The organism is Flavobacterium azizsancarii (assembly GCF_027980145.1).
Taxonomy (GTDB): domain Bacteria; phylum Bacteroidota; class Bacteroidia; order Flavobacteriales; family Flavobacteriaceae; genus Flavobacterium; species Flavobacterium azizsancarii.
This window is the reverse complement of record NZ_JAMZNK010000005.1, coordinates 1-24,312: the sequence shown is the minus strand read 5'-3', so window position 1 is coordinate 24,312 and position 24,312 is coordinate 1. Positions and strand designations below refer to the sequence as shown.

Sequence of the window (24,312 nt, the reverse complement as noted above, 5' to 3'; positions counted from 1 at the left end):
GTGATAAATAAAATTATATTTTGCCTCCTATTTAAATATAAAAGCAAAAACAATGAAAAAAAACATTTTTCTCCACTCTATTCACAATGATTATCTTATCAGTTAATGCACAAAAATCAACAGTGAAAATCCTAAAATATTCGGATCATGAACCACTCGGCGGAATGCGAACCCGATTCATAAAAGAAGTTTTCTTTCCTGCAATTGAAAAAGAATCAAAAGGACGCTTAAAAATAGATGATCATTGGGGAAGCGAAATTGCAACTGGCTACGATGCTTTACAAGCAACGGGGAAAGATAATACTACAGACGTGTCTATTGTCGTTCCTGAATATGTAGCAAATAATCTGCCCTTACATCAAATCTTTAAAAGTTTTCCAAAAGGTCCAACCGGAGATAATCAAGTAAAATTCTTTCGTCAAGTAAATGAGAAAATTCCAGCTTTTCCGGAAGAATTAGAAAAACAAAACGTAGTCAACGTATTTTTTGCAACTGGATTTCCAGTAGCTTTCTTAAGTACAAAACCATTAAATAATCTCCAGGACATTAAGGGCGAAAAGTGGCGATCTGCCAGTTTTTGGCACAAAGATTTTCTACAAAATGCAGGAGCTATTCCTGTTACGATGCCATGGGCAAAGGAGTTTATGGTGCTTTGAAAGAAGGCACTTTAGACGGGCTTATGGTAAACATTGATAGCGGACATGATATAAATGCTCATGAAGTCGCTCCTAATGTTGTCGCTTCAAAAGAATTATGGCTAGGACACGTTTATCTTCTGGTCATGAATAAAGATACATGGAACAGTCTTGCAAAAGAAGACCAACAAGCCATTCAACGCGCTGCTGAAAGTGCATATAAAACTTTAGGTGCTGTAATGGATAAAATCTTTACTGCTATGATAAAAAGCATGAAAAATGATGGTGTAAATATCCGAATTTTAAAATCTAAAGAAGTTAAAGAATGGCAAGACATGACTCGTTATAAAGAAGTCCAACGCAATTGGGCAAAAGAACAAGAATCAAAAAACATTAAAGACGCCAGTACTATTGTTGAAAAAGTCAGCGTTATTTTAAATGATTTCACTAAGTAAAATTTCCAAAAACAAAAATCCCGTTTTCAATAAATCGAAAACGGGATTTTTATATATTATAAAGTCATTAATGACTTAAATTTTCTATTTCCTTCGGGTCATGTTTATGCTTGAATAAAACAGCAAAAGCAATTGCGATCACCAAAGCATAAGCCGCAAACGACAACCAGATTGTATGCCAGTCTTTCATTAAGATTGGATTTGTGAAAATTCCCTCTGTCGAAATTGAGTTTCCTTGTCCTTTTACAAATTCCAGCATTTTAGAATTCGTGCTGTCTGTTTGTAAAAAACCTGCTAATTCAGTTGTATTAGTAAATGATTTTGTAAAGAAACGATCAATAGCCCAACCTGAAGTTAAACTTCCTAAAACCGCTCCTACTCCATTGGTCATCATCATAAATAACCCTTGTGCTGATGAGCGTATTTTAGAATCAGTATTGCTTTCTACGAATAATGAACCGGAGATATTAAAGAAATCAAATGCCATTCCGTAAACAATACAAGACATAATAATCATCCATAATCCTCCTACAGGATCTCCAAAAGCGAATAATCCGAAACGCAAGACCCAAGCCAACATACTAATTAGCATTACTTGTTTGATACCAAAACGTCTTAAGAAAAACGGAATTGCCAAAATAAACAAAGTTTCAGAAACCTGAGAGATCGACATAATAATAGTCGAATATTGAATTACAAAAGAATCTGCATATTTTGGAAAATGTTTGAATTCATCCAGAAATACATCTCCATAAGCATTTGTCAATTGTAATGCGCCTCCCAGAAACATAGAAAACACAAAAAACAAAGCCATTTTATAATTTCCAAATAGCTTAAAAGCTTCCAGACCTAAAGTTTCTACTAACGTGGCATCTTCTTTAGTCAATCGCTGTGGCGCACATTTTGGCAATGTAAAAGCATAAACCCCAAGAATTAACGCACCAACTCCGGCAATATAAAACTGATATTCAGTTGCTTTACTTCCACTTAAATTAGTAATCCACATTGCAGCAATAAAACCAATAGTTCCCCAAACACGAATAGGCGGAAAATCTTTTACTATGTTTTTATTATTTAATTTTAGTGAAGTATACGAAATCGAATTACTCAAAGCAATTGTTGGCATATAACAGCACATTGCAGCAAACATTACGTATATAAAATTATCCGGTGTAGTAACTTGAGCAATGCCAAATAAAACCAATGCATAGATTATATGTAAAAAACCATATAACTTTTCTGCGTTTATCCATCTATCTGCAATAATTCCGGTAAGAGTGGGCATAAATAAGGAAGCGATTCCCATGGTTCCAAAAACAAGACCAAATTGGGTTCCTTCCCAATTTTTAGTTCCAAACCAATAATTTCCAATTGTTATAAGCCAGGCTCCCCAAACAAAAAATTGAAGAAAGCTCATTATAATCAACCTGTTTTTAATTCCCATATGATGAAATTGTCTTTTTTAATAAATGAAGCGGTAAAACTACCATTAAAATAAATATCTACAAAAATTTAATTCGTTTTAACAACATCATTTATCAATTCTAAAACAGCTGAAAATTGCTCTTCTCTATTTAAGTAGGAATTATCTATTTCTATTGCATCATCAGCAATTATTAAAGGCGAATCTTCACGGTGTGTATCTATATAATCTCTCTCGACTACATTTTTTAAAACATCCTCATAAGATACATCATCTCCTTTTTCCTGTAACTCATCAAAACGTCTTTGTGCACGGGTTTCAGCACTTGCAGTCATGAAAATTTTAAGTTCGGCATTCGGAAAAACAACCGTTCCTATATCCCTGCCATCCATAACTATTCCTTTGTTTTTCCCCATTTCTTTTTGTTGTTCTACCAATTTAGAACGCACTTCAGAAACTTCTGCTACTTTACTGACAAAACTGGAAACCTCTATAGTTCTAATTTGCTTTTCAACGTTTTCGCCATTCAGGTACATTTCGCCAAACCCTAAATCAGCATTGAATTTAAACTCTAATTGAATTTTTGGCAAAGCATCAACCAGGGCTTTTTTGTCAAAAGAGTCAGTACCTATAAAGTGATTTTGCATTGCAAAGTAAGCAACGGCGCGATACATTGCTCCGGTATCGACATAAACATACTCCAACTCTTTTGCTAATTGTTTTGCTAAAGTGCTTTTTCCTGTTGATGAAAATCCATCAATAGCAACCGTAATTTTTTTCAATGTTTTATTTTTTAAAGTTTAAATAGTTATGGCTCTTAATAATAAATACTCATAACAATATGTGATTTTGAGTTATCGATTATTTGAGCGATTCGGTTAAAATATTTTTTATTTACCATAGGACAACCGTAACTGTTGCAAATATAGTTATCCTGTTCTTTATATGGAACATCAAAATAATAATGAAATACAATATCACGACTAAATGCATTACTATTTGTCGCATCTAATCCGTGTAGTCTGTAAGATTTTCCAAACTTACCGTAATACTGATTTCCTATAGAATATGTGCCTAATGAAGTACTTAGTGAATTTGGGATATTACTAAATTTAAGCTTTCCTTTAATTCCCGTTTCAGAACCGGAACCATGCGCAACGATTCCTCTGTCGATTATTTTATTATTTTTTAAATCATAAACAAAAAAACGAAACTTACCTGAGTGCACTTTCATGTCAATAAAAAAAGCAAAATTTTTATTATACTTTGCGCTACTGTTTACGATCTTTTTAACGGCATCGATCTGAGCTATGTCAATACTTTTCGTATTAAGCAAAGAGAAATCTTTCTTTTTAAAAACAATTACATATCCAATAAAAAGCGATAACATTAAAAGAAAAATAAAAAAAATCTTCTTCATATTATGCTTACAGTTAATTTATTAATGATTTAAAAAAGACCAATTGCCAGAAATAAGCACTTACTATTGAGAACTATCTCAATAACAAACCAAGTACAAGAATATAAGTTATGTGAAGTATTTAATAGTAAATATCCAAAACGATATTTGACTTAGAAGTATCTATTATTTTTTCGATTCTCTTAAAGAATTGCTCGTTAACCATTGGGCACCCATGGCTATTACTGATATAATAATCCTGCTCCTCATATGGAACCGCTGAATAATAATGCAAAACAATAGCTCTCGACAAAGCATTGTCATTAGTTTGATCTAAACCGCTTAATTTGTAAGCTTTACCAAATCCTCCCTTATAACATTTTCCTATAGCATATCTGCCTAATGCTGTGCAATTTGAATTGGGTGTATTACTAAATCTCAGACTTCCTTTTACTCCCGTTTCAGATCCGGAACCGTGAGCAACAAGGCCTTGATCTATTATCTTATTGTTTACAAGGTCATAAACAAAAAAGCGATTTTTGCCTGATGGTATTCTCATGTCAACAAAAAAAGCAATCTTAGTATTGTACTTAGGATCAATACTAATCATGTTTCGTATTTCGCTCACTCTGGTATTCATTCTTTCTACTTCCACAGTAGTCATCACATCATCTTCTTTAAAGTAATGTTTTGAGGCCGTAAAAAACCCTACAGTCACAAATAAAAACAAACTGATTATTTTCATATAACTATTGAAAATTTAAGATTAGACTAAAAAGACTTGTGTTAGTTGCCAATATATATCTTGAATACGAATAATTAAACTTTAACTTTTTCACTTTTAAACAAAAACTGATGAAACTCCTGAGGATCAGGAATTACCAGCGCCAAATTTACATAATTTTTTTTTAATTTTATATAAAAACCACAAATCAATTACTTTGCCAATACAATTAATTAACTTTCGAAGGCTGAATACACTACCTCTATTTTTACTCTTTATAAGGCGACTCGCGAGTGTGAGAAACCGTTACACAAGGAATTATTCTATAATACCGCCTCAGAATTTAGATTCTATGATTAAATAGCAATTAATTGAAATCTTTATCATAATTTATTGTATTTCCCCTTCTTATTACACTTCCAGTTTAACATAACAAATCGTTTTTTAGGATATTTTCCATATGGAAATAACGCAATTATAAATATAAAATTATATAACTTCAGAAAATAATAAAAAAATCCAAATCCCATTGGACAATTAGTCCTGGAATTTGGATTTTTAAGTTTATAATTTTAACTGAAACTATTTCAACTGCTTCGCGTTTTTAACATTCTGATCTGTTATCGCTAAAGCTAAAACTTCACTCATTTCTTTTACATAATGAAAAGTTAAGCCTTCTAAATATTCTGATTTAATTTCATCGATGTCGCTTTTGTTCTCGTGACATAAAATGATCTCTTTAATATTAGCTCTTTTTGCTGCTAAGATTTTTTCTTTGATCCCTCCTACTGGTAAAACTTTTCCTCGAAGAGTTATTTCGCCGGTCATAGCTAAGCTTTTCTTTACTTTCTTTTGTGTTAGCAACGAAACCAAAGAAGTCAGCATGGCAATACCCGCGCTTGGTCCGTCTTTTGGTGTTGCACCTTCCGGAACGTGTAAATGGATATTATATTTTTGGAACAGCTCTACACTTAATCCTAATTTTTTAGCATTGGCTTTAATGTATTCTAAAGCAATCGTGGCAGATTCTTTCATTACATTACCCAGATTTCCGGTAATCGTCAAAGAACCTTTTCCTTCAGAGATCAATGATTCAATAAACAAAATATCACCACCAACACTTGTCCAGGCCAAACCTGTAACAACTCCGGCAACATCATTGTTTTCGTATTTATCACGTTCTAATCTTGGCACGCCTAAAACCTTAAGAATATCTTCGTCAGTCACTTTTTTATTGTACTCCTCGTCCATTGCAACTGATTTTGCTGCATTACGAATAACCTGAGCAATTTTAGTTTCCAGGTTACGTACACCAGATTCACGTGTATATCCTTCTACGATTTTCTCTAATTGTTTTTTACCAATTGTCAACTCCTTAGTTGTTAATCCGTGAGCTTCTAATTGTTTCGGAAAGAGATGCCTTTTAGCAATTTCTACTTTTTCTTCAATTGTATAACCTGACATTTTAATCACTTCCATTCTGTCACGCAAAGCGGGCTGAATTGAGCTCATATTATTTGAGGTAGCGATAAACATAACTTTAGACAAGTCGTATCCCATTTCAAGGAAATTATCATAGAAAGCATTGTTTTGTTCCGGATCCAACACTTCTAACAAAGCAGAAGAAGGATCTCCGCTATTACCGCTGGAAAGTTTATCTATTTCATCTAAAATAAATACAGGATTTGATGTTCCCGCTTTTTTCAAACTCTGGATAATTCTACCCGGCATTGCACCAATATAAGTCTTTCTGTGTCCGCGAATTTCAGCTTCGTCACGTAAACCACCCAACGAAATACGCACATATTCACGACCTAAAGCTTCGGCCACTGAACGGCCAATCGAAGTTTTACCAACTCCCGGAGGTCCTGTCAAACATATAATTGGCGATTTCATATCGTTACGAAGTTTCAATACGGCCAAATGTTCGATCATTCTTTTCTTAACTTCTTCAAGTCCAAAATGATCTTTATCTAATATTTTCTGAGCGTATTTTAAATCGAATTTATCTTTAGAATATTCGCCCCATGGCAACTCTAAAAACAATTCTAAATAATTACGCTGAATTCCGAAATCAGGCGATTGCGGATTCATTCTACGCATTTTAGACAATTCTTTTTCGAAATGCTTTTGCGTTTTTTCATCCCATTTTTTAGTTTTTGCCTTCAGACCCATTTCGTCCATTTCTTCCTCTTGCGAAACGCCTCCCAATTCTTCCTGAATGGTTTTCATTTGCTGATGAAGGAAATATTCACGTTGCTGCTGATCTAAATCAAAACGAACTTTTGACTGGATGTCATTTTTCAATTCTAATTTTTGCAACTCCACGTTCATATAACGTAAAGTCTCAAGCGCCCTTTCTTTTAATCCGTTTATCGATAACAAACCTTGCTTCTCTTTTACGGATAAATTCATGTTTGAAGAAACAAAATTGATCAAAAACGATTGGCTTTCAATGTTTTTAATAGCAAAAGTTGCTTCTGATGGAATGTTTGGGCTTTCTTTTATAATTTGAATCGCCAATTCTTTTACTGAATCTAAAATAGCTGTAAATTCAGTATCATTCTCTTCCGGACGTTCTTCTGAAACTTCTTTGATAGTTGCATTAATATAAGGATCCTCTGAAACGATCTCATCTATTTCAAAACGTTTTTTTCCTTGTAGAATAACGGTAACATTTCCGTCAGGCATTTTTAAAACACGCAGAATTCTTGCTACAGTACCTATTTTATGAATATCATCTTTTGACGGATCTTCATCTTCTTCATTAATTTGAGAAACAACTCCAATTATTTTACCGCCTGCGTTTGCATCGTTTATTAATTTAATCGATTTATCTCTTCCCGCAGAAATTGGAATTACAACTCCCGGAAATAAAACAGTATTACGTAATGGTAAAATAGGTAACGAAAGCGGAAGCTCTTCATTGTTCATTTCCTCTTCGTCTTCTGGAGTTAATAATGGAATCAATTCTGCTTCTGAATCAAATTCCTGAAGTGACAGATTGTCAATAGTAAGTATTTTATGGTCTGACATAATAGTATATAAGTCGTTTTGTCATTAAATTTTTAATCCTAACTTCAAATGTAGTCTTAGATTCATTAATATGTAATAAAAACATACTAAGCGTCTCATTTACAAGATAGATCTTTAAAAGAGACAATCACTGTGCCAAAATGGATAATATATTATCTATTTAGCGAGCCAATCTAGTAAAATCAAATTGTTTTACCAAAAAAAAATCCACCCAAAGGTGGATTCTTTTTTGCATAGTTACTAATTCAGGTCTACTATACTAATGTCAAAGGATCCTGTGATTGACTTTTTATTAATTTTATCAAAATCACTAACAACAAAACTATAACTGCCTTTCATGCGTGTTGCAGATTTCGAAGTAATAATAACCGAACCTGATTCTAAATTATACAGAGTACCGTTTATCCTGCAATAAGCACTCGCAACATGTACAGTATTCTCTCCGCCATTTAGTAAAACACTAGAAGCTGGATAAGTTCCAACTGAGTATGAGTGATCTATACTAACACCTATACTGTCTGCATTGTCGCCTTTCTTTTTCCCTACAATACTGTAATAAGGATAAGCTCCCAGGGAACTTATGCTGGCCACATCAATTTTGTCTTCAATAAACTCAACTCCGTCTATTTTTGCGGTAAGAAAATGATCAGGTTCTTCAATTGGTAAATTTGTGTGTAAAATATATTCGTAAATGAACCATTAGTAATTACTTTTGTTTCTGCCCTATTTATTGCTCAACTCTCTAAATCCTGTAAACTGAAAGGTGCCTGAAATAGTTTTTTTGTCTTTGTCTACATCTGTAATTTTAACTATTGCTGTATCTGTATATCCCTGAATTTCAAAAAGTGCCGCGTCCTCCTCTGATATACTTGCAAATGCATCTCCTCCAATTTCTAAAGCATAAGCCAATATAAAATTTTCAGCATTTTCGTTACTGTTTTTCCATGTATATGTTCCTACTTTATTACTTGGCAGAATTATTTGAATTAAATCGCCTTTAGAAGATCTAATACCCTCAATTGCCACATAATCATCAGTTACAATAGCTTGTACCTGATCTCCCACAAAAGCATGTCCTCCCACTGTTGCAGTAAAGATTCCTGTATTAATTGAAGGGTTTCCGTTACCATTTCCGTTCCCGTTATTATAATTTAACCCATCCTCAAAGTCTTTGGTACAAGAATTAAAAGAGATTCCTAAAACAAAAAGTAAAAGGAATAAAATTTATTTTTTTTTCATAAATAATTTATTGTAAGGTTAAAATATTATACCGCTCAAAACTAAGTAAAAAATCTTACAATAAGTATGATTTGCAACTGTAAATTTTATCATATCTAAATTATTAAAGCTATTATCAAAAAAAATACATTTATTTTTATCCAAAGTGTAACAAATCAAAAAAAGCAAAGTCATTATTAAAAACTAGCAATCATTACTTGAATATAACTAACCAAAATATCGAAGAATTAATCGCGCTTTGTAAAGAAAACAATCAAAAGGCACAATTCGAAGTTTACAATCGTTACAGTAAAGCCATGTATAATGTGGCCTACCGTATTGTAAAAGATGAACATTTTGCACAAGACGTCATGCAAGAAGGTTTTCTTAAGGCTTTTACAAAAATTAATGATTACAGACAAGAAGTAGCTTTTGGAGCATGGTTAAAAAAAATAATTGTCAATTATAGTATTGACTTTTATAAAAAAAATAATGCGTTTCAGGTCGAAGACCTAAGTAAAACATTATATAAAATAGAAGAAAACGACAGCTTCTTTTCTGAAAATATAGATTTGAATTCACTTAAAGTGAAACAGGTCTTGGATTCAATTTTAAGTTTAAAAGACAATTACAGGATGGTGTTAACGCTCTTTTACATTGAAGGTTATGATCAGGAGGAGATTTGCGAAATTTTAAATATTTCCTATGCCAATTGCCGGACTACATTGAGCAGGGCGAAAGAAAGTTTGCGAAAAAAATTAGAGGAGATATGAGATTGCTGAAAACAAAAAGTTTGTGCGCACAAATGATTAAAAAAGCGATAGCAGATTCACCATTAAAAAATAAATTTTAGATATATGAAAAAGGAAAATGACGATTTAGATCAATTATTTGAAAAATTCGAGAATCAATGGGATGTTAAAAGAATGAATGCTGACCATCAGGTTGATTTCTTACACAAATTAAACAAAAAGAAACAACCTAAGAAAAAAAATAATGCCGTTTGGGCAATAGCTGCGTCGATTGTAGTATTGCTTGGGATCTCTTTGTTCTATAACAATAATGAAAAACCAAAGGAATTTAAATTCGCATCGAAAGAAACGCAAAGAACAGATTCGATCTTCAGTATTTTAATTGATAATGAGTTGGTTAAATTAAAAGAAAAAAGTTCGCCGGAAAATGAACAAATTATAAATGACGCGTTAAAGCAAATGAAAGTTTTTGATGCTGATTATACAAAAATTATAAAAGAAGTTCAGAAAAATGGCGAAAACAAACAGATTATTTACGCTATGATTAGCAACCTTCAAACCCGAATATCTTTTTTACAAACGGTATTACAGAGAATTGAAGAAAATGAAAAATTTAAAAATACTACAACACATGAAAAAACATTATAGCATACTAATCTTATTTCTTTTGATTCCTTTATTAGGATTTTCAAATGATGACAGCTTTATTTCTAAACAAAAAAACATCAAAAAAACCTATATCGTCAATTCCAATGCAGGAATAGACATCGATAATAAATATGGGAACATCACAGTAAGTACATGGGATGAAGACAAAATCGATGTTGACATTACAATAAAAGTTTCGGGAGGAAATGAAAATTGGGTCAATGAACGGTTAAATAGTATTGATGTTGATATTACTGCTCTTAAACATTTAGTTTCTGCGGTAACAAATCTTGGTAATTCCTCCTTAAAAAGCCGAGGAAGCAGCAACAGTTTTGAAATTAATTATGTAATTAAAATTCCTAAAAACGGAACTGTAAAACTTAATAATAAATACGGGAACATTACAACTCTCAATTTAGAATCTACTGCGGATATTTCTTGTAAATATGGTAAGATCATACTTGGCAAACTTAATGGCGACAGCAATAGAATCGAAATTGGATACAGCCAAAACTCGAGTATTGATTACATTAAAAACGGAAACATTGAAGCACGTTATTCAGGAATAAAAATAAATGAATCCGGAAATTTAAATGTCGATGCAAATTATACTGACGTCTCAATAATGGAGGGGCAAAACATTAAATTCAAAGGGAATTACGGCAGTTTTAAATTTCAAAAAATAAATTCACTCGTTGGCAGCAGTAATTATGTAACAATATCTATTGCAGAGATTTCGAGCAACCTGAATATCGATGCAACTTATTCTAAGATAAATGTAGAATCGCTTAATGAGAAATCAAAAAATGTAAATATCAATACAGGATATACAAACGTATCGCTGGGATACAATGCAAACTTTGCTTTTGATTTTGATATAAATACAAAGTACGGCAGCATAAAAAGTGATAGTTCTTTAGAAGTTTTCGTTAGTGAAATTAAAAATAATGCAAAAAGATTAAGTGGGTACAATAAGAAAAAAGGGCAAAATAAAGTCATTGTAAATTCTAATTATGGTAATGTAATATTAACCAAAAGGCAATAGTTTCGAAAATCAGTCAAAAAATAAAAATCAAAAAAATCAAAAAAATGAAAAAATCAATTCAATTATTAGTGTGTGGAGCGTTTTTAATAACTTTTATTGCAAATGCACAATGGTCATCTAACGATAAAAAGAAAGGAAATGGTAACATCGTTACTGAGACAAGAACAACAGCTGATTATGATGCTATAAAAATATCGGGCTCTTTTGATGTAGATCTAGTAGCAGGAAAAGAAGGAAAGATCATCATTAAAGGGGAAGAGAACTTAATATCAGCCATAAAAGTTGAAGTTGAAGGAGATGTATTGAAAATTTACACCGAAAAAGGCATAAATATCAGGCCTAGCATGGGTAAAAAGATCCAGGTAACTATACCATTTGAAAAAATATCTGAAGTGACTTTATCTGGTTCAGGAAACGTTCAGTCAAAAGATGTTATTAAAAATGATAAGCTTCTTGCTAAATTATCCGGTTCAGGAAATTTTTATCTTGCTGTTGATTCCAATACTTTAGAATTAAATCTAAGCGGTTCAGGAAATGTACAATTAAAAGGAAATGCAGACAGTTTTACTACAAAACTTTCAGGATCTGGCGATATTGACACTACCGATTTGCAATCAAAAATTGTTGATGTAAACGTTTCAGGGTCTGGAAACAGCAAAATTAACTGCAAGGAAAGTTTAACTGCACGAGTTTCTGGTTCAGGAAATATTAAATACACAGGGAATCCTGAAAAACGTGATGTAAAAGTTTCGGGCTCAGGAAATATCTCAAAAGTATAATTATCTAAAAAAAAACATCATCAATCAAACTATACAGCTTTGTCGTGTTTCATGACAACTTAAATCCCCGAAAGGCACTTTAATTAATTTAAAGTGCCTTTTTTGGTATTCTTCTCAATAGAAAAATGGCTGTGACAAAGAATATTCCCAAAATAACAATCGCAGAACGGGAACTTCCTGTAATTTGATCTATAATTCCGTAAACACACATTCCTATTACGATTCCTATTTTTTCAGCAACATCATAAAAACTAAAAAAGGAAGCTGTATCTTCTGTTTCAGGTAATAACTTTGAATATGTAGAACGCGACAGTGCCTGAATTCCCCCCATTACAAATCCTGCAATAGTTGCGGCAATATAAAAGTGGATTGGCAAATAAATAAAATAAACAATCACACAAAATACTACCCAAATAGCGTTAATCACGATCAGGGTTGGAATATTTCCAAATTTAGCCGAGGCTTTTGAGGTTAATATTGCTCCGGCAACAGCTATTATTTGTATCAGTAAAATACTAACAATCAAACCAATTGTAGATTCTTCTTTAGACTCCCATTGAATTTCCTGGGCTCCAAAATAGGTGGCTACCAATAATACAGTCTGTACTGCCATACTTGAAACAAAAAAACCTCCCAAATAACGTTTTAGCGGAATGTTTTGTTTTAATAATGCCCAAACCTTCTTTAATTCATTAAAGCCATTAAAGATAGTTGATCTTGTTAATTTTTCATTATTATTTTTTCTTCCATTCGGCAAGTAATAATAAGTATACTGACTGAATACGATCCACCAGACACCAACCATTACAAACGAATAACGCATTGCTTTCATTGCTGCTTCCCCGTCTGATCCCGTAATTCCAAAAAGCTTTGGTTTCATAATCATTGCCAGGTTGATGATCAATAAAATTACACTTCCAATATATCCTAACGAATATCCTTTAGCGCTAATACTATCTTGTTGCTCTTCAAAAGCGATGTCCGGTAAGTAAGAATTGTAAAAAACCAAACTTCCCCAAAAACCAATTAATCCTAAAAAATAAAAAGCCAATCCGATATAAATATTATCAAGGTCAAACCAATATAATCCGATACAAGATGTAGCTCCCAGATAGCAGAAAAACTTCATGAAAGATTTTTTATTTCCTACATAATCAGCAACTCCTGATAATAATGGGGACATAAAAGAAACAAACAAAAATGCCATCGCTGTAATAAAACTGATCAAAGCCGAGTTTTTCAAATGCATGCCAAAAACATCAATATAATGATCGCGCTTCGCAAATAAGGCTTCGTAAAAAATAGGAAATACTGCAGATGCAATTGTAAGGGTATAAACTGAATTTGCCCAATCATAAAAGGCCCAGGCGTTTAGCAGTTTTTTATCTCCTTTTTGTAAGTTTTTCATAGACATGGTTTTGTTAACAGGCTACGAATTTATCCAATTTTTATTATAATCAGGTAGAATTTTGATAAATCGTACATTAATAAATTATAAACAATTTTTACAAAAAAAAAGCTACTCTTAAAAGAATAGCTTTAATAACTTGTATTGAATAATGTAATATTTTTTATTTTATAACTCCTACTTTTAGTGCTGTTGCTTTTGCTTCCGGAATTAGCGATCTTATATTTGCAATTCTTGTTGCGTCAGAGGGGTGTGTACTCATGAATTCAGGTGTACCTCCAGCCCCAGATTTAGCAGACATTCTAGTCCAGAATGCAATTGCATCATCCGGATTATATCCTGCAATTGCCATTAAGGTTAATCCTATTTTATCAGCTTCAGTTTCATTACTTCTGCTAAACGGAAGCATCACTCCTACTTCAGAACCAACACCGTAAGCTTGAGCAAATATTTGTCTGGTTACCTCAGATTTTGTGCTTGTTGCAGCATCTAATGCGGCGCTGCCAATTTGTTGCAATTGTGCGGCACTCATTCTTTGTGCTCCGTGGTTGGCTAATGCGTGCGAAACTTCGTGACCCATAACTGTGGCTAAACCTGCATCATTTTGAGTAATAGGTAAAATTCCTGAATACACAACAATTTTTCCACCAGGCATACACCAGGCATTCACTTCTTTACTGTCAACTAATTTATACTCCCATCGATAATCTTTTAAGTATTGCGACTGTCCTAAAAATGTCAGGTATTTTTCTGCAGCAGCTTTAATTCTCATTCCAACTGCTTCTACTCTTTTTGCATCTGCAGTACCTGTTATAACTTTATTTTCTGTTATAAAAGTATTATACTGTTGAAAAGAGGACGGAAACAATTCACTGTTTGAAACGAAATTTAGGTTTTTCTTTCCTGTAACAGGATTTGTAGCGCAACCAACTATCAAAACAGCTGTAAAAATTCCCAATATTAATTGTTTTTTCATGATCGATATATTTTTAAAACACACAAAAATACAATTATTATTACTTTATGATTTACATAATTAATCAGGAAAATACCAAAATTTACTTACTCTCCAATAATATGAAGTTCATTGAACTCTTTATCAACCAGTAAGAAATGATTCTCTTCAAAAGCGATGGCGTCAAATGCAACCTTTTCATTGTCGATTTCAATTTCTGTTACTTTAAATGGCAATCCAATTAAATTGATTTTATATTTTGAGTAAGGTGTATCGTATTTTCCTTCTTTATGAAGTTGAATTATAAGTTCTTTTTCTTTACCAATAGTTCGAAAAGACAAGAAGCTGTATCTACCTTTTTTATAGTCGTAACCATCTTGGGCATCTTCATAAACTACTGATTTTTCTTTACCGTTTTTAAAGTATAAATCAAGTGTTAATTCATCAAATTCAAGTTCGCCAACATATTGCTGAACAGGATATTTTGGTATTATTGCACCTGCTTTTACAAATAGTGGAATTTCGTCAAATTTTGTATCTACCCATACTTCTCTTCCTCCTGTAGAAAACTCATTTGTCCAATAGTTATACCATTCACCTCTTGGGATATACATACGTCTACCTACAGCATTAGGTTCAAGAATTGGGCATACTAATATTTGATTTCCAAAAATGAATTCATCGTTACGATAATGCGTTTGCGTATCGTCCTGATCATAATATACCAATGGTTTCAACATTGGAATTCCTTCTTCAATATATTGCCAGAACATGGTATACAAATAAGGCAATAATTGATAGCGAAGACTAACGAACTTTCTGGTAATATTAATCACTTCTTCATCAAAAGCCCAAGGTTCCTGATTGCCATGGTCCCCGGATGAATGTGTTCTGCAAAAAGGATGAAATACTCCTAACTGAATCCATCGTGCGTATAATTCTCCGGTTGGCTGCTCAGCAAAACCTCCAATATCTGAACCTGTAAATCCCATTCCGGAAATACACATTCTTTGTACCTGAATATTAGCAAGCCACAAATGTTCCCAGGTTGCGACATTATCTCCTGTCCACGACGAAGTATAACGTTGTGCTCCTGAATATGCAGATCTCGTTATTACAAAAGGACGTTTAGGATATGCAAAGCGCTTCACGCCATGATAGGTCGCTCTTGCCATTTGTGTACCATAAATATTATGTGCTTTTCTATGGCTACAAGGATTTCCGTCGTAATCGTGGCGAACATCCATTGGAAATGTTTTATTTGGCACCTCCATAACTGCAGGCTCATTCATATCGTTCCAAACTCCTTTTACACCAATATCTGAAATTAATTCTTTAAATAATCCCGCCCACCATTCTCTAACTACGGGATTTGTATAATCTGGAAAATTACATTCTCCCGGCCATACTTTTCCTTTCATATAAGGTCCATCGGCTCTTTTACAGAAATAATCTTTTTCTAAAGCTTCCTGATAAACCCAGTAATCCTTATCTATTTTGATTCCCGGATCGATAATTACGACAGTTTTAAAACCATCTTCCGCTAATTCAGCCACCATTCGTTTTGGATCAGGAAAATAATCTTTATTCCATGTAAAACATCGAAACCCTTCCATATAATCAATATCCAGATAAATGGCATCGCAAGGAATTTTTAATTCTCTAAATTTTGACGTAATTTCTTTTACTTTACTTTCAGGATAATAACTCCATTTGCATTGATGATATCCCAAAACCCAAAGTGGCGGTAATTCAGGCTTACCCGTTAAGTCTGTGTATGTCGTAACAACATCTTGCATTTGAGGACCGTAAACAAAATAATAATTCATTTCGCCACCTTCTGCCCAAAAGCTGGTAACATTTCTTCTTTCCTGACAAAAATCAAAAAAAGTTCTAAAGGTATTGTCGAAGAAAATACCGTAAGATTGTTTGTTTTGCAGTCCTATATAAAAAGGAACTACTTTATATAAAGGATCTTGTTCTTTTTGATAAGCATATTGATCTGTGGCAAAATTTTCAAGTCTTTTGCCTTTTAAATTCATTTGCGTGGCTTTATCTCCTAATCCGTAAAAACATTCTCCGTCTTTAGAAGATTTACTCATTTTTACGATATTTCCACCGTATTCATAGCTCTCTTCCCAATGAAAGCCAAGTTCGTCCTCCAGGATTAAAAGATCATTTAAATCATAAATAGACAAACGAAGATCGATTTTCTGAATTTTACATTTTACTTTACTTGTTCTGATCTGGAAATAAGTTTCTTCTTCTGTAAGTTCTAAAAAATTATAACCATGTAACTGCGATTTATCAATTGCATATGAAAAATCGTTACTGAAATAGCCTTTTGTAGTAAAACGAAAACGGATCAAACTGTCCCTTAGAATTGTAACTTTTAATATTACTTTATTGTCTGTATTAAAAAATATAGAATCTCCTTCATGTTCAAACGAAACAATTTTTGAGGGATATAAATCGCCTTTATATTCTAATGATGTATTTGTAATCATATCGCTAAATGAATTAATTATTCTGACTCTGTCTCTCTTTCAAACATACAAAAAAACCTCTTAAACGGCTATCAATAAAAGGTTTATTCACGAAAACGTTTTTTCTGAATGAGTCTCTAATTATTACTTAAAAAATAAACAATTCGATAATTTTAAATCGTAAAACTAACAAATTGGTACTGTAAAAAAACTCCTTATCTTTTTACGAATAAGAATAAACGGTAACACTTAATGGAGGTAAAATTAATTCGACAGAATAATCCCTGCCATCATAAGCTATAGCTTCAGTTTTTAAGGTTTTGGCATTTCCAACACCGCTGCCGCCGTAAATGACAGCATCACTGTTAAAAATCTCTTTTAACTTGCCTTTTTTAGGTATTCCTATTCTGTAATTTTCCCTAATTACCTGGGTAAAATTGCAAACCACAATTATGTTTTCTTCCGGATTATTTCCTTTTCGGATATAAGACAAAACAGCATTTTGATGATCCGAATAATTAATCCATTCAAAACCTTCTCCCGAAAATTGTTTTTCATACAGCGCAGGACGAGATTTATACAATTGATTGAGATCTGTAATCAGCTTTTTTATTCCGGAATGGTAATCGTATTGCAGTAAATGCCAGTCTAAACTTTTTTCAAAGTTCCATTCATCGCTTTGCCCAAATTCAGAACCCATAAATAATAATTTAGTTCCTGGATGAGTAAACATATAACCGTATAATAATCTCAAATTAGCAAATTTTTGCCATTCGTCGCCGGGCATTTTATTCGCTAGTGATTTTTTTCCATAAACAACTTCGTCATGAGAAAACGGAAGCATAAAATTTTCAGTAAAGGCGTACGTCATCGAAAATGTCAAATCATTCTGATGGTATTTTCTATAAACAGTTTCTTTCTGAAAATACTTTAATGTATCGTGCATCCATCCCATCATCCATTTCATTCCAAAGCCCAAACCACCTGTAAAAGTTGGTCTTGAAACCATAGGAAACGAAGTGCTTTCTTCAGCAATAGTTTGAACTCCATAGAAGTTAGCGTAGATAACTTCATTAAATTCTTTAAGAAAACTAATGGTATCCAGATTTTCTCTACCACCGTAAATATTGGGTTCCCATTCTCCTTCATTTCTTGAATAATCAAGATATAACATCGAAGCTACGGCATCGACGCGTAAACCATCAACATGATAATGTTGGAGCCAGAAAACAGCATTACTTATTAAAAATGCGCGAACTTCATTACGTCCATAATTAAAAACCAAACTTTTCCAATCAGGATGATATCCTTTTTTGCGATCAGGATGTTCGTATAGATGCGATCCGTCAAAGAACCCTAAGCCGTGTGCGTCATCTGGAAAATGTGACGGAACCCAGTCTAAAATCACTCCAATTCCTGCCTGATGCAGTTTATCAACCAGAACCATAAAATCCTGTGGCTTCCCAAAACGAGACGTGGGGGCAAAATATCCAGTCAATTGATATCCCCACGACGGATCATAAGGATACTCCATTATTGGCATAAATTCGACGTGTGTAAAACCTGTTTCTTTTACGTAGTTTACCAAATCATCAGCAAGTTCAAGATAAGTCAAAAAACGGTTATTGTCACCACGTTTCCACGATCCCAAATGTACTTCATAAACAGAATAAGGTTTATCTAAACCATTTATTTCCGGACGCGATTGCATCCATTTTTCATCTTTCCATTTATAATCCAGATCCCATACAACAGAAGCCGTATGAGGTGGTTTTTCACAATACAAAGAAAAAGGATCAGCTTTCTCAGTGACAATTCGATTAATGCTAGATTCAATTTTATACTTATACACCGCACCTTTTACAACATCAGGAATAAAACCTTCCCAAATTCCGGAAGAATCCCAACGTACCTGCAGCAAATGCTCGCCTTGGGTCCAATAATTAAAATCCCCCACAACAGAAACAGATTGAGCTGTTGGAGCCCAAACCGCAAAATAAACGCCTTTTATTCCGTTAACTTCAACTAAATGCGCTCCTAATTTTTCGTATAATTTGAAGTGTTTTCCCGCTTTGAATAAATCAATATCAAAATCAGTAAACAAAGAATGCGTGACAACTTTACTCATATTTGGTTTTTATGGCAATAATTAATTTTAATAGTTTTATTCGATTCTAAAATTATCCGAGAGTACAACCCCTTTTTTAATTACTACGATACCATCTTTTATACTGTACAATTCATTAGTAAAATTGTCTAAATGTTTTCCGCCGTTAATATGAACATTGTTTCCTATTCGCACATTTTTGTCGATCAGGGCGTTCTTTATAAAACAATTTTCACCTATACCTACATGAATCTTATTAATAGTACTTTCATTATTCATCTCATCTAGGTCCTGATAAAAATCGTTCCCCATTACGTAACAATTTTCCAATACAGTACCTACCCCAATTCTGGATCGAATACCAATCACAGAACTTTTTATCTCCTTAGCGTTAATTATACAGCCTTCAGAGATTAATGACTGATTTATGATAGAATTTCTAAATTTAGATGGAGGTAATAATCTTGGTCTGGTAAAAATCTTATTCTCGTTGTCAAACAAATTAAATTCAGGAATATCCGCAGTTAAACCAATATTAGCCTCAAAAAATGATTCAATATTCCCAATATCTGTCCAATATCCTTCATATTGATAGCTCAAAATTTTATGTTTACCTACAGCTTGCGGAATGATTTCCTTACCAAAATCTTTTGTATCCGGATTCGCCATTAATTCTTCAAGCAATGGCTTGTTAAAAATATAGATTCCCATCGAAGCCAGGTATTTTTTGCCTTTTTCTTCCATATGCTCGCTTACCTCAGATTCCCATTGCGGTAATAATGACGCATCTGGTTTTTCGATAAAAGCTTCGACACAATTCTCATGATTTGTTTTTAGAATTCCAAACTCCGGAGCGTCTTTAGCATTTACCGGTAAAGTTGCAATAGAAATTTCTGCATTTGCCGCAATATGCGCTTCCAGCATTTCGTTAAAATCCATTTGATATAATTGGTCACCTGAAAGAATCAAAGCGTGATCGAAATCGTGTTTTAAAAAATGTGACATACATTGTCGAACAGCATCTGCAGTTCCTTGAAACCACGTTGGATTATCCGGGGTTTGTTCTGCTGCTAAAATGTCAACAAATGACTGACTGAAAATACTAAAATTGAATGTGTTTTTAATATGTGCATTTAAAGATGCCGAGTTAAATTGTGTCAAAACAAATATTTTGAAAATATCAGAATTGATACAATTTGAAATAGGAATATCGACCAATCGGTATTTCCCTCCAATTGGAACTGCCGGTTTTGATCTGGTTTCTGTTAATGGATACAAACGTGATCCTTGTCCTCCTCCTAAAATAATGGCAACTACATTTTTCTTTTTAAACTTCATTTTTCTCAATTATTAAGGTGTATATCTCGATATATTCTTGGCAAACTCGCTCCCAGGAATGGTCAATTTCCATTCCCATTTTTCTTATTTTATAAAAACTTATTTTATCATTGTATAATTTCACAGCACGATTGACCGAATAACAAATATCTCCAACCGAAGCCTGATCATGACATATTCCGTTTCCGTTATCGCCAAAATCAATTACTGTATCTCGCAAACCTCCTGTTCTTCTCACAATTGGAATTGTTCCATAACGCAAAGCATACATTTGGTTTAAACCACAAGGTTCTACTCTTGAAGGCATTAAAATATAATCTGAACCTGCATAAATCAAATGCGCTAATTCTTCATTATAACCTATAAAAACATTATAATTGCCATTATAATCATTTCGCAACTGCAGTAATTGTTCTTCTATTGCTGAATTTCCCGATCCTAAAATCAGAATATTAATATTTTCGAAATTTTCAGATAAGGCCAATGCTGATGCCTGAGGCAATAAATCGCCTCCCTTTTCTTCAAATAAACGGCCAATAAAACTAAACAGTGGTTTTGTAGCATCTAATTCAAATTGCTCGCATAGTTTTTCCTTGTTTTTTTGTTTTCCTGTTTCAGAAGTTTCAATCGCATAGTTTTCAGCAATCATTTGATCTTTAGACGGATTCCATACTTCAAAATCGATTCCGTTTAAAATTCCTTTTGATTTTTCCCTAACCGACCTAAACAATGTTTCTAATCCATTTGCAGAAATATTTATTTCATTCAGATAGCTGGGAGAAACAGTGGTAACAGCATGTGCGCATTTAATTCCGACTGCCAATGAGTTAATGGAATTGTTCCACTCTAAGAATCCAACATGAGTTAAATCAAATTCTGGTAAATAACGTAATTTATCAAAACCGAACCAACCTTGGTATAAAGCATTATGAATCGTAATAACTGTTCTCACAGTCCTTAAACTTTCATATTTATAACCATATTTAACCAGGAATGGAATTAATCCTGTATGATGGTCATGACAATTAATAATATTAGGTACCGTATTTCTCGTCAAAATCCAATCTAAAGCAGCTATTTGAAATGATAAAAATCGTTCTATATCGTCGTCATAGCCGTAAATATTATCACGATTAAACAATTCACTAATTTCTATCAGATACAATTCATAACCTAACTTATCCGTTGTCTCCTTTAATACTCTAAACGGAAAATCAAAATCTCCCAGAGATATGCTTCCCTGATGAACACAATCAAAATCATTTTCATTTTTGAACTTTGTGTTATAACACGGAACAACAACCCGAACCTGATGACCTGCATTCTTTTGATATTTTGGTAATGCCCCAACAACATCCGCCAAACCACCTACTTTTGCCATAGGATAGCACTCGGCGCTAATATGAAATATTTCCATGTAGAATTTATAATCGTATTAATAAAACTAATTTCTAAATTATTTTTTTTAGTAAGCATTCATTTATATCTTACTTTTATGTTTCCTAAATTTAGGAAAAAATAAGCATAATTAAGGCTTCAGACAAAAATTATTAATATGGCAAAAAAGGTTACTAATCCTACTCAATCCTTAAAAATTCCACAGGTTATTATACTTTCCGGTAAATTACTCGCTTTTATCTCACCAAAGCTGGCTACGAAATTTGCGGCAAAGCTTTTTACAACTCCCATAAAACATAAAACTCCCAAACGAGAGTTTGAGATGGATGACAAAAGTATCAAGAATAGAATTTTCGTTCCGGCAATTAACAAAAGTATCGTTACATATAAGTATGGAAAAAGTGACCAGAAAATTTTGTTAGTTCACGGTTGGTCCGGTCGCGGTACACAGTTATTCAAAATAGCCGATGAACTTGTTCAAAAAGGTTACTCCACTATAAGTTTTGATGCGCCCGCTCATGGAAAATCTGAGGGAACAACAACAATAATGTCTGAATTTATTGATTCTATTCTGGAAATAGAAAAGCAATATGGTCCCTTTGAAATTGCAATTGGGCATTCACTTGGCGGAATGTCTGTTCTAAACGCAATTAAAGATGGTTTAAAAGTAAAAAAAGCTATCGTTATTGGAAGCGGAGATATTGTGCAGGATATTTTAGATGAATTTATTTTGAAGCTTGGATTAAAACAAAAATTTAGCGAGCGTCTTCGTTTTCTCTTTGAAGATAAATACCAAGTAAAAATGGATGATTTTTCAGCTTATCGGGCGGGACAAAAAATTCAGATTCCTGTTCTGGTAATTCACGATAAAGATGATCCGGAAGTTCCTGTAGAAGCAGGAATTCACATTCACAAACATCTGAAAAATGGAAGTTTATTCTTAACTGAAGGCTTAGGACACAGAAAAATCCTTGGCAATCAAAATGTTATAAAAAAAATTCTTGATTTCATCAAAAGTACCTAATTTTGTGATAGTTATACTTTTATTGTTTAATCTAAAAACTGCATTACGATGAATTTATTTGGAGAAACATCAGATTGGGAAACTAAGTTAAAACCTATTTTAAAAAAATATAAAGGAAAAAAACATCCCTTAGAATATAAAAATACTTACCAGCTATTAGTTATGGTAGTTTTATCTGCTCAGGATTCTGACGCAAATATTAATACTATTGCGCCTGATTTATTTGCTAAATTTCCAACACTAAAAAGTTTATCTGAAGCTGATTCAGAAACTTTTATTCCATATATAAGCAAGATTCGAAATTATCCGACAAAAGCACAATGGCTTCTCGAAATTGCCAAAACTATAAAAAATGATCAGGATATTCCCTTGACAATGCAAGGATTGACTGCGTTAAAGGGTATTGGTCGAAAATCTGCAAATGTTATCTTAAGAGAAACTCACAAACCTGCCGAAGGTATTATAGCAGATTTGCACGTAATTCGCGTAGCTCCCCGAATTGGAATAATAAAAGAAAGCAAAGACGGAAATAAGGTCGAAAAAGATCTAATGCAGGTATTGCCAAAATCAATTTGGTCAGAGATTGGAATGGCAATTTCATTCTTAGGAAGAGAGACTTGCCGACCAAAACCAAAATGCGAAGAATGTTTGCTTACAGATGTATGTCATTACTATTTGACAGAAGTAATTTAAACCTAGTTTTTTAGTCTGTTGGATAATATTTAATGATATAAATTATTGAAGTAATAATTATCTTTATGGCGTTTCCCTCCGGGTCGGGCTGTTCGCTAAATCTTTTGCCTAAGATATTTTGTTTTTTTAGAAGTATGGTTTTTCGCAAAAGGATACCGCTGCCATCCCTAACGCGATCTATGGTTAACTACAAAATTTATTTTTAAAAGAAATTCCAAATTTTAAAAATCCAAATTTCAAAGTTTTTTTACGTTTAGCCTTTGCGAGCTTTGCATTCACAAAGAATTTAAACTACTTTGCGTCCTTTGCGGTTAAACCATACCTGATTTTCAGAAAAAATCCAAAACATTACCCATGCATCTTTGCGAACTTTGTATTTACAAAGAATTTAAAACTACTTTGCGCGCTTTGCGGTTAAACCAAACTTGATTTTCAGAAAAATCCAAAACATTACCCATCCAGCTTCGCGAACTTTGTATTTACAAAGAATTTAAAACTACTTTGCGCACTTTGCGGTTAAACCACACTTGATTTCCAGAAAAAATCTAAAACAAAACAACTTTCCACAATTGCATTTGGTCACAAAATATCATCGGATCCAGCTTTGCGAACTTAACAATTACAAACTTTCCTTGCGCACTTTGCGGTTAAACTACAAAGCATTATAAAACATTACCCCAGTATTTTGTAAAACAAAAAACCCTGTTTCGCTAGAAACAGGGTTTTCAAAAGAAAGGCGACGACATACTCTCCCACATAACTGCAGTACCATCTGCGCAGGCGGGCTTA

21 protein-coding genes are annotated in these 24,312 nt (G+C 33.1%); 8 read left to right on the top strand and 13 right to left on the bottom strand.

The window, feature by feature from the left end:
• Nucleotides 1-122 precede the first annotated feature (122 nt).
• On the top strand, nucleotides 123-656 hold the full coding sequence (locus NJT12_RS04490; RefSeq protein WP_271334707.1) for a type 2 periplasmic-binding domain-containing protein: 534 nt from the start codon (nucleotides 123-125) through the stop codon (nucleotides 654-656).
• A complete protein-coding gene (dctP, locus tag NJT12_RS04485; protein ID WP_271334706.1) occupies nucleotides 629-1,090 on the top strand; it encodes a TRAP transporter substrate-binding protein DctP in 462 nt (153 codons plus the stop codon). Before NJT12_RS04490 ends, dctP begins: the two co-directional genes overlap by 28 nt.
• A 67-nt stretch (nucleotides 1,091-1,157) precedes the next feature.
• Here dctP and NJT12_RS04480 read toward each other — a convergent pair whose 3' ends face one another.
• The 7 genes from NJT12_RS04480 to NJT12_RS04450 form a co-directional block, all read right to left on the bottom strand.
• A complete protein-coding gene (locus NJT12_RS04480; protein ID WP_271334705.1) occupies nucleotides 1,158-2,534 on the bottom strand; it encodes a nucleoside permease in 1,377 nt (458 codons plus the stop codon).
• A gap of 68 nt (nucleotides 2,535-2,602) precedes the next feature.
• Nucleotides 2,603-3,295: a (d)CMP kinase gene (gene cmk / locus NJT12_RS04475; RefSeq protein ID WP_271334704.1), complete on the bottom strand. Its 693-nt coding sequence runs from the start codon at nucleotides 3,293-3,295 to the stop codon at nucleotides 2,603-2,605.
• A gap of 35 nt (nucleotides 3,296-3,330) precedes the next feature.
• Nucleotides 3,331-3,933 (bottom strand): murein L,D-transpeptidase catalytic domain-containing protein, encoded by a 603-nt coding sequence (locus NJT12_RS04470; RefSeq protein ID WP_271334703.1) that lies wholly within the window; start codon nucleotides 3,931-3,933, stop codon nucleotides 3,331-3,333.
• Nucleotides 3,934-4,054: 121 nt separating this feature from the next.
• Complete coding sequence (locus NJT12_RS04465) at nucleotides 4,055-4,657, bottom strand: murein L,D-transpeptidase catalytic domain-containing protein (RefSeq protein ID WP_271334702.1); 603 nt, start codon at nucleotides 4,655-4,657, stop codon at nucleotides 4,055-4,057.
• 561 nt (nucleotides 4,658-5,218) lie between these two features.
• On the bottom strand, nucleotides 5,219-7,672 hold the full coding sequence (gene lon / locus NJT12_RS04460) for an endopeptidase La (protein ID WP_271334701.1): 2,454 nt from the start codon (nucleotides 7,670-7,672) through the stop codon (nucleotides 5,219-5,221).
• 240 nt (nucleotides 7,673-7,912) lie between these two features.
• Complete coding sequence (locus tag NJT12_RS04455; RefSeq protein WP_271334700.1) at nucleotides 7,913-8,263, bottom strand: hypothetical protein; 351 nt, start codon at nucleotides 8,261-8,263, stop codon at nucleotides 7,913-7,915.
• A gap of 132 nt (nucleotides 8,264-8,395) precedes the next feature.
• Complete coding sequence (locus NJT12_RS04450) at nucleotides 8,396-8,770, bottom strand: DUF6252 domain-containing protein (protein WP_271334886.1); 375 nt, start codon at nucleotides 8,768-8,770, stop codon at nucleotides 8,396-8,398.
• A gap of 338 nt (nucleotides 8,771-9,108) precedes the next feature.
• On the opposite strand from NJT12_RS04450, the gene NJT12_RS04445 reads away from it, so the two are divergent.
• The 4 genes from NJT12_RS04445 (at nucleotide 9,109) to NJT12_RS04430 (ending at nucleotide 12,114) form a co-directional block, all read left to right on the top strand.
• A complete protein-coding gene (locus tag NJT12_RS04445; RefSeq protein WP_271334699.1) occupies nucleotides 9,109-9,663 on the top strand; it encodes an RNA polymerase sigma factor in 555 nt (184 codons plus the stop codon).
• Between the two features lie 84 nt (nucleotides 9,664-9,747).
• Nucleotides 9,748-10,290 (top strand): anti-sigma factor, encoded by a 543-nt coding sequence (locus NJT12_RS04440; protein ID WP_271334698.1) that lies wholly within the window; start codon nucleotides 9,748-9,750, stop codon nucleotides 10,288-10,290.
• Nucleotides 10,274-11,335 carry a DUF4097 family beta strand repeat-containing protein gene (locus tag NJT12_RS04435; RefSeq protein WP_271334697.1) on the top strand — a complete coding sequence of 354 codons (1,062 nt, stop codon included), beginning with the start codon at nucleotides 10,274-10,276 and terminating at the stop codon, nucleotides 11,333-11,335. The genes NJT12_RS04440 and NJT12_RS04435 overlap by 17 nt, the downstream gene beginning before the upstream one ends.
• 44 nt (nucleotides 11,336-11,379) lie before the next feature.
• Nucleotides 11,380-12,114 (top strand): head GIN domain-containing protein, encoded by a 735-nt coding sequence (locus NJT12_RS04430; protein WP_271334696.1) that lies wholly within the window; start codon nucleotides 11,380-11,382, stop codon nucleotides 12,112-12,114.
• An 88-nt stretch (nucleotides 12,115-12,202) separates the two neighbouring features.
• Here NJT12_RS04430 and NJT12_RS04425 read toward each other — a convergent pair whose 3' ends face one another.
• From NJT12_RS04425 to NJT12_RS04400, 6 genes are all read right to left on the bottom strand, one after another.
• Complete coding sequence (locus NJT12_RS04425; protein WP_271334695.1) at nucleotides 12,203-13,522, bottom strand: MFS transporter; 1,320 nt, start codon at nucleotides 13,520-13,522, stop codon at nucleotides 12,203-12,205.
• A gap of 163 nt (nucleotides 13,523-13,685) precedes the next feature.
• On the bottom strand, nucleotides 13,686-14,498 hold the full coding sequence (locus tag NJT12_RS04420; RefSeq protein ID WP_271334694.1) for a M48 family metallopeptidase: 813 nt from the start codon (nucleotides 14,496-14,498) through the stop codon (nucleotides 13,686-13,688).
• 86 nt (nucleotides 14,499-14,584) lie between these two features.
• The gene (locus NJT12_RS04415; protein WP_271334693.1) at nucleotides 14,585-16,984 is read right to left on the bottom strand and encodes a glycoside hydrolase family 31 protein; all 2,400 of its coding nucleotides are present in this window, start codon (nucleotides 16,982-16,984) and stop codon (nucleotides 14,585-14,587) included.
• 202 nt (nucleotides 16,985-17,186) lie between these two features.
• A complete protein-coding gene (glgB, locus tag NJT12_RS04410; protein WP_271334692.1) occupies nucleotides 17,187-19,091 on the bottom strand; it encodes a 1,4-alpha-glucan branching protein GlgB in 1,905 nt (634 codons plus the stop codon).
• Nucleotides 19,092-19,127: 36 nt separating this feature from the next.
• Nucleotides 19,128-20,408, bottom strand: coding sequence for a glucose-1-phosphate adenylyltransferase (locus NJT12_RS04405; protein WP_271334691.1), 1,281 nt, complete (start codon nucleotides 20,406-20,408; stop codon nucleotides 19,128-19,130).
• Nucleotides 20,398-21,825: a glycogen synthase gene (locus tag NJT12_RS04400; RefSeq protein WP_271334690.1), complete on the bottom strand. Its 1,428-nt coding sequence runs from the start codon at nucleotides 21,823-21,825 to the stop codon at nucleotides 20,398-20,400. Before NJT12_RS04400 ends, NJT12_RS04405 begins: the two co-directional genes overlap by 11 nt.
• A 138-nt stretch (nucleotides 21,826-21,963) precedes the next feature.
• On the opposite strand from NJT12_RS04400, the gene NJT12_RS04395 reads away from it, so the two are divergent.
• Together NJT12_RS04395 and NJT12_RS04390 are read left to right on the top strand one after the other, a co-directional pair.
• Nucleotides 21,964-22,830, top strand: a complete 867-nt coding sequence (locus tag NJT12_RS04395) for an alpha/beta fold hydrolase (RefSeq protein ID WP_271334689.1) — start codon at nucleotides 21,964-21,966, stop codon at nucleotides 22,828-22,830.
• Between the two features lie 48 nt (nucleotides 22,831-22,878).
• On the top strand, nucleotides 22,879-23,523 hold the full coding sequence (locus tag NJT12_RS04390; protein WP_271334688.1) for an endonuclease III domain-containing protein: 645 nt from the start codon (nucleotides 22,879-22,881) through the stop codon (nucleotides 23,521-23,523).
• Nucleotides 23,524-24,312: the final 789 nt, after the last annotated feature.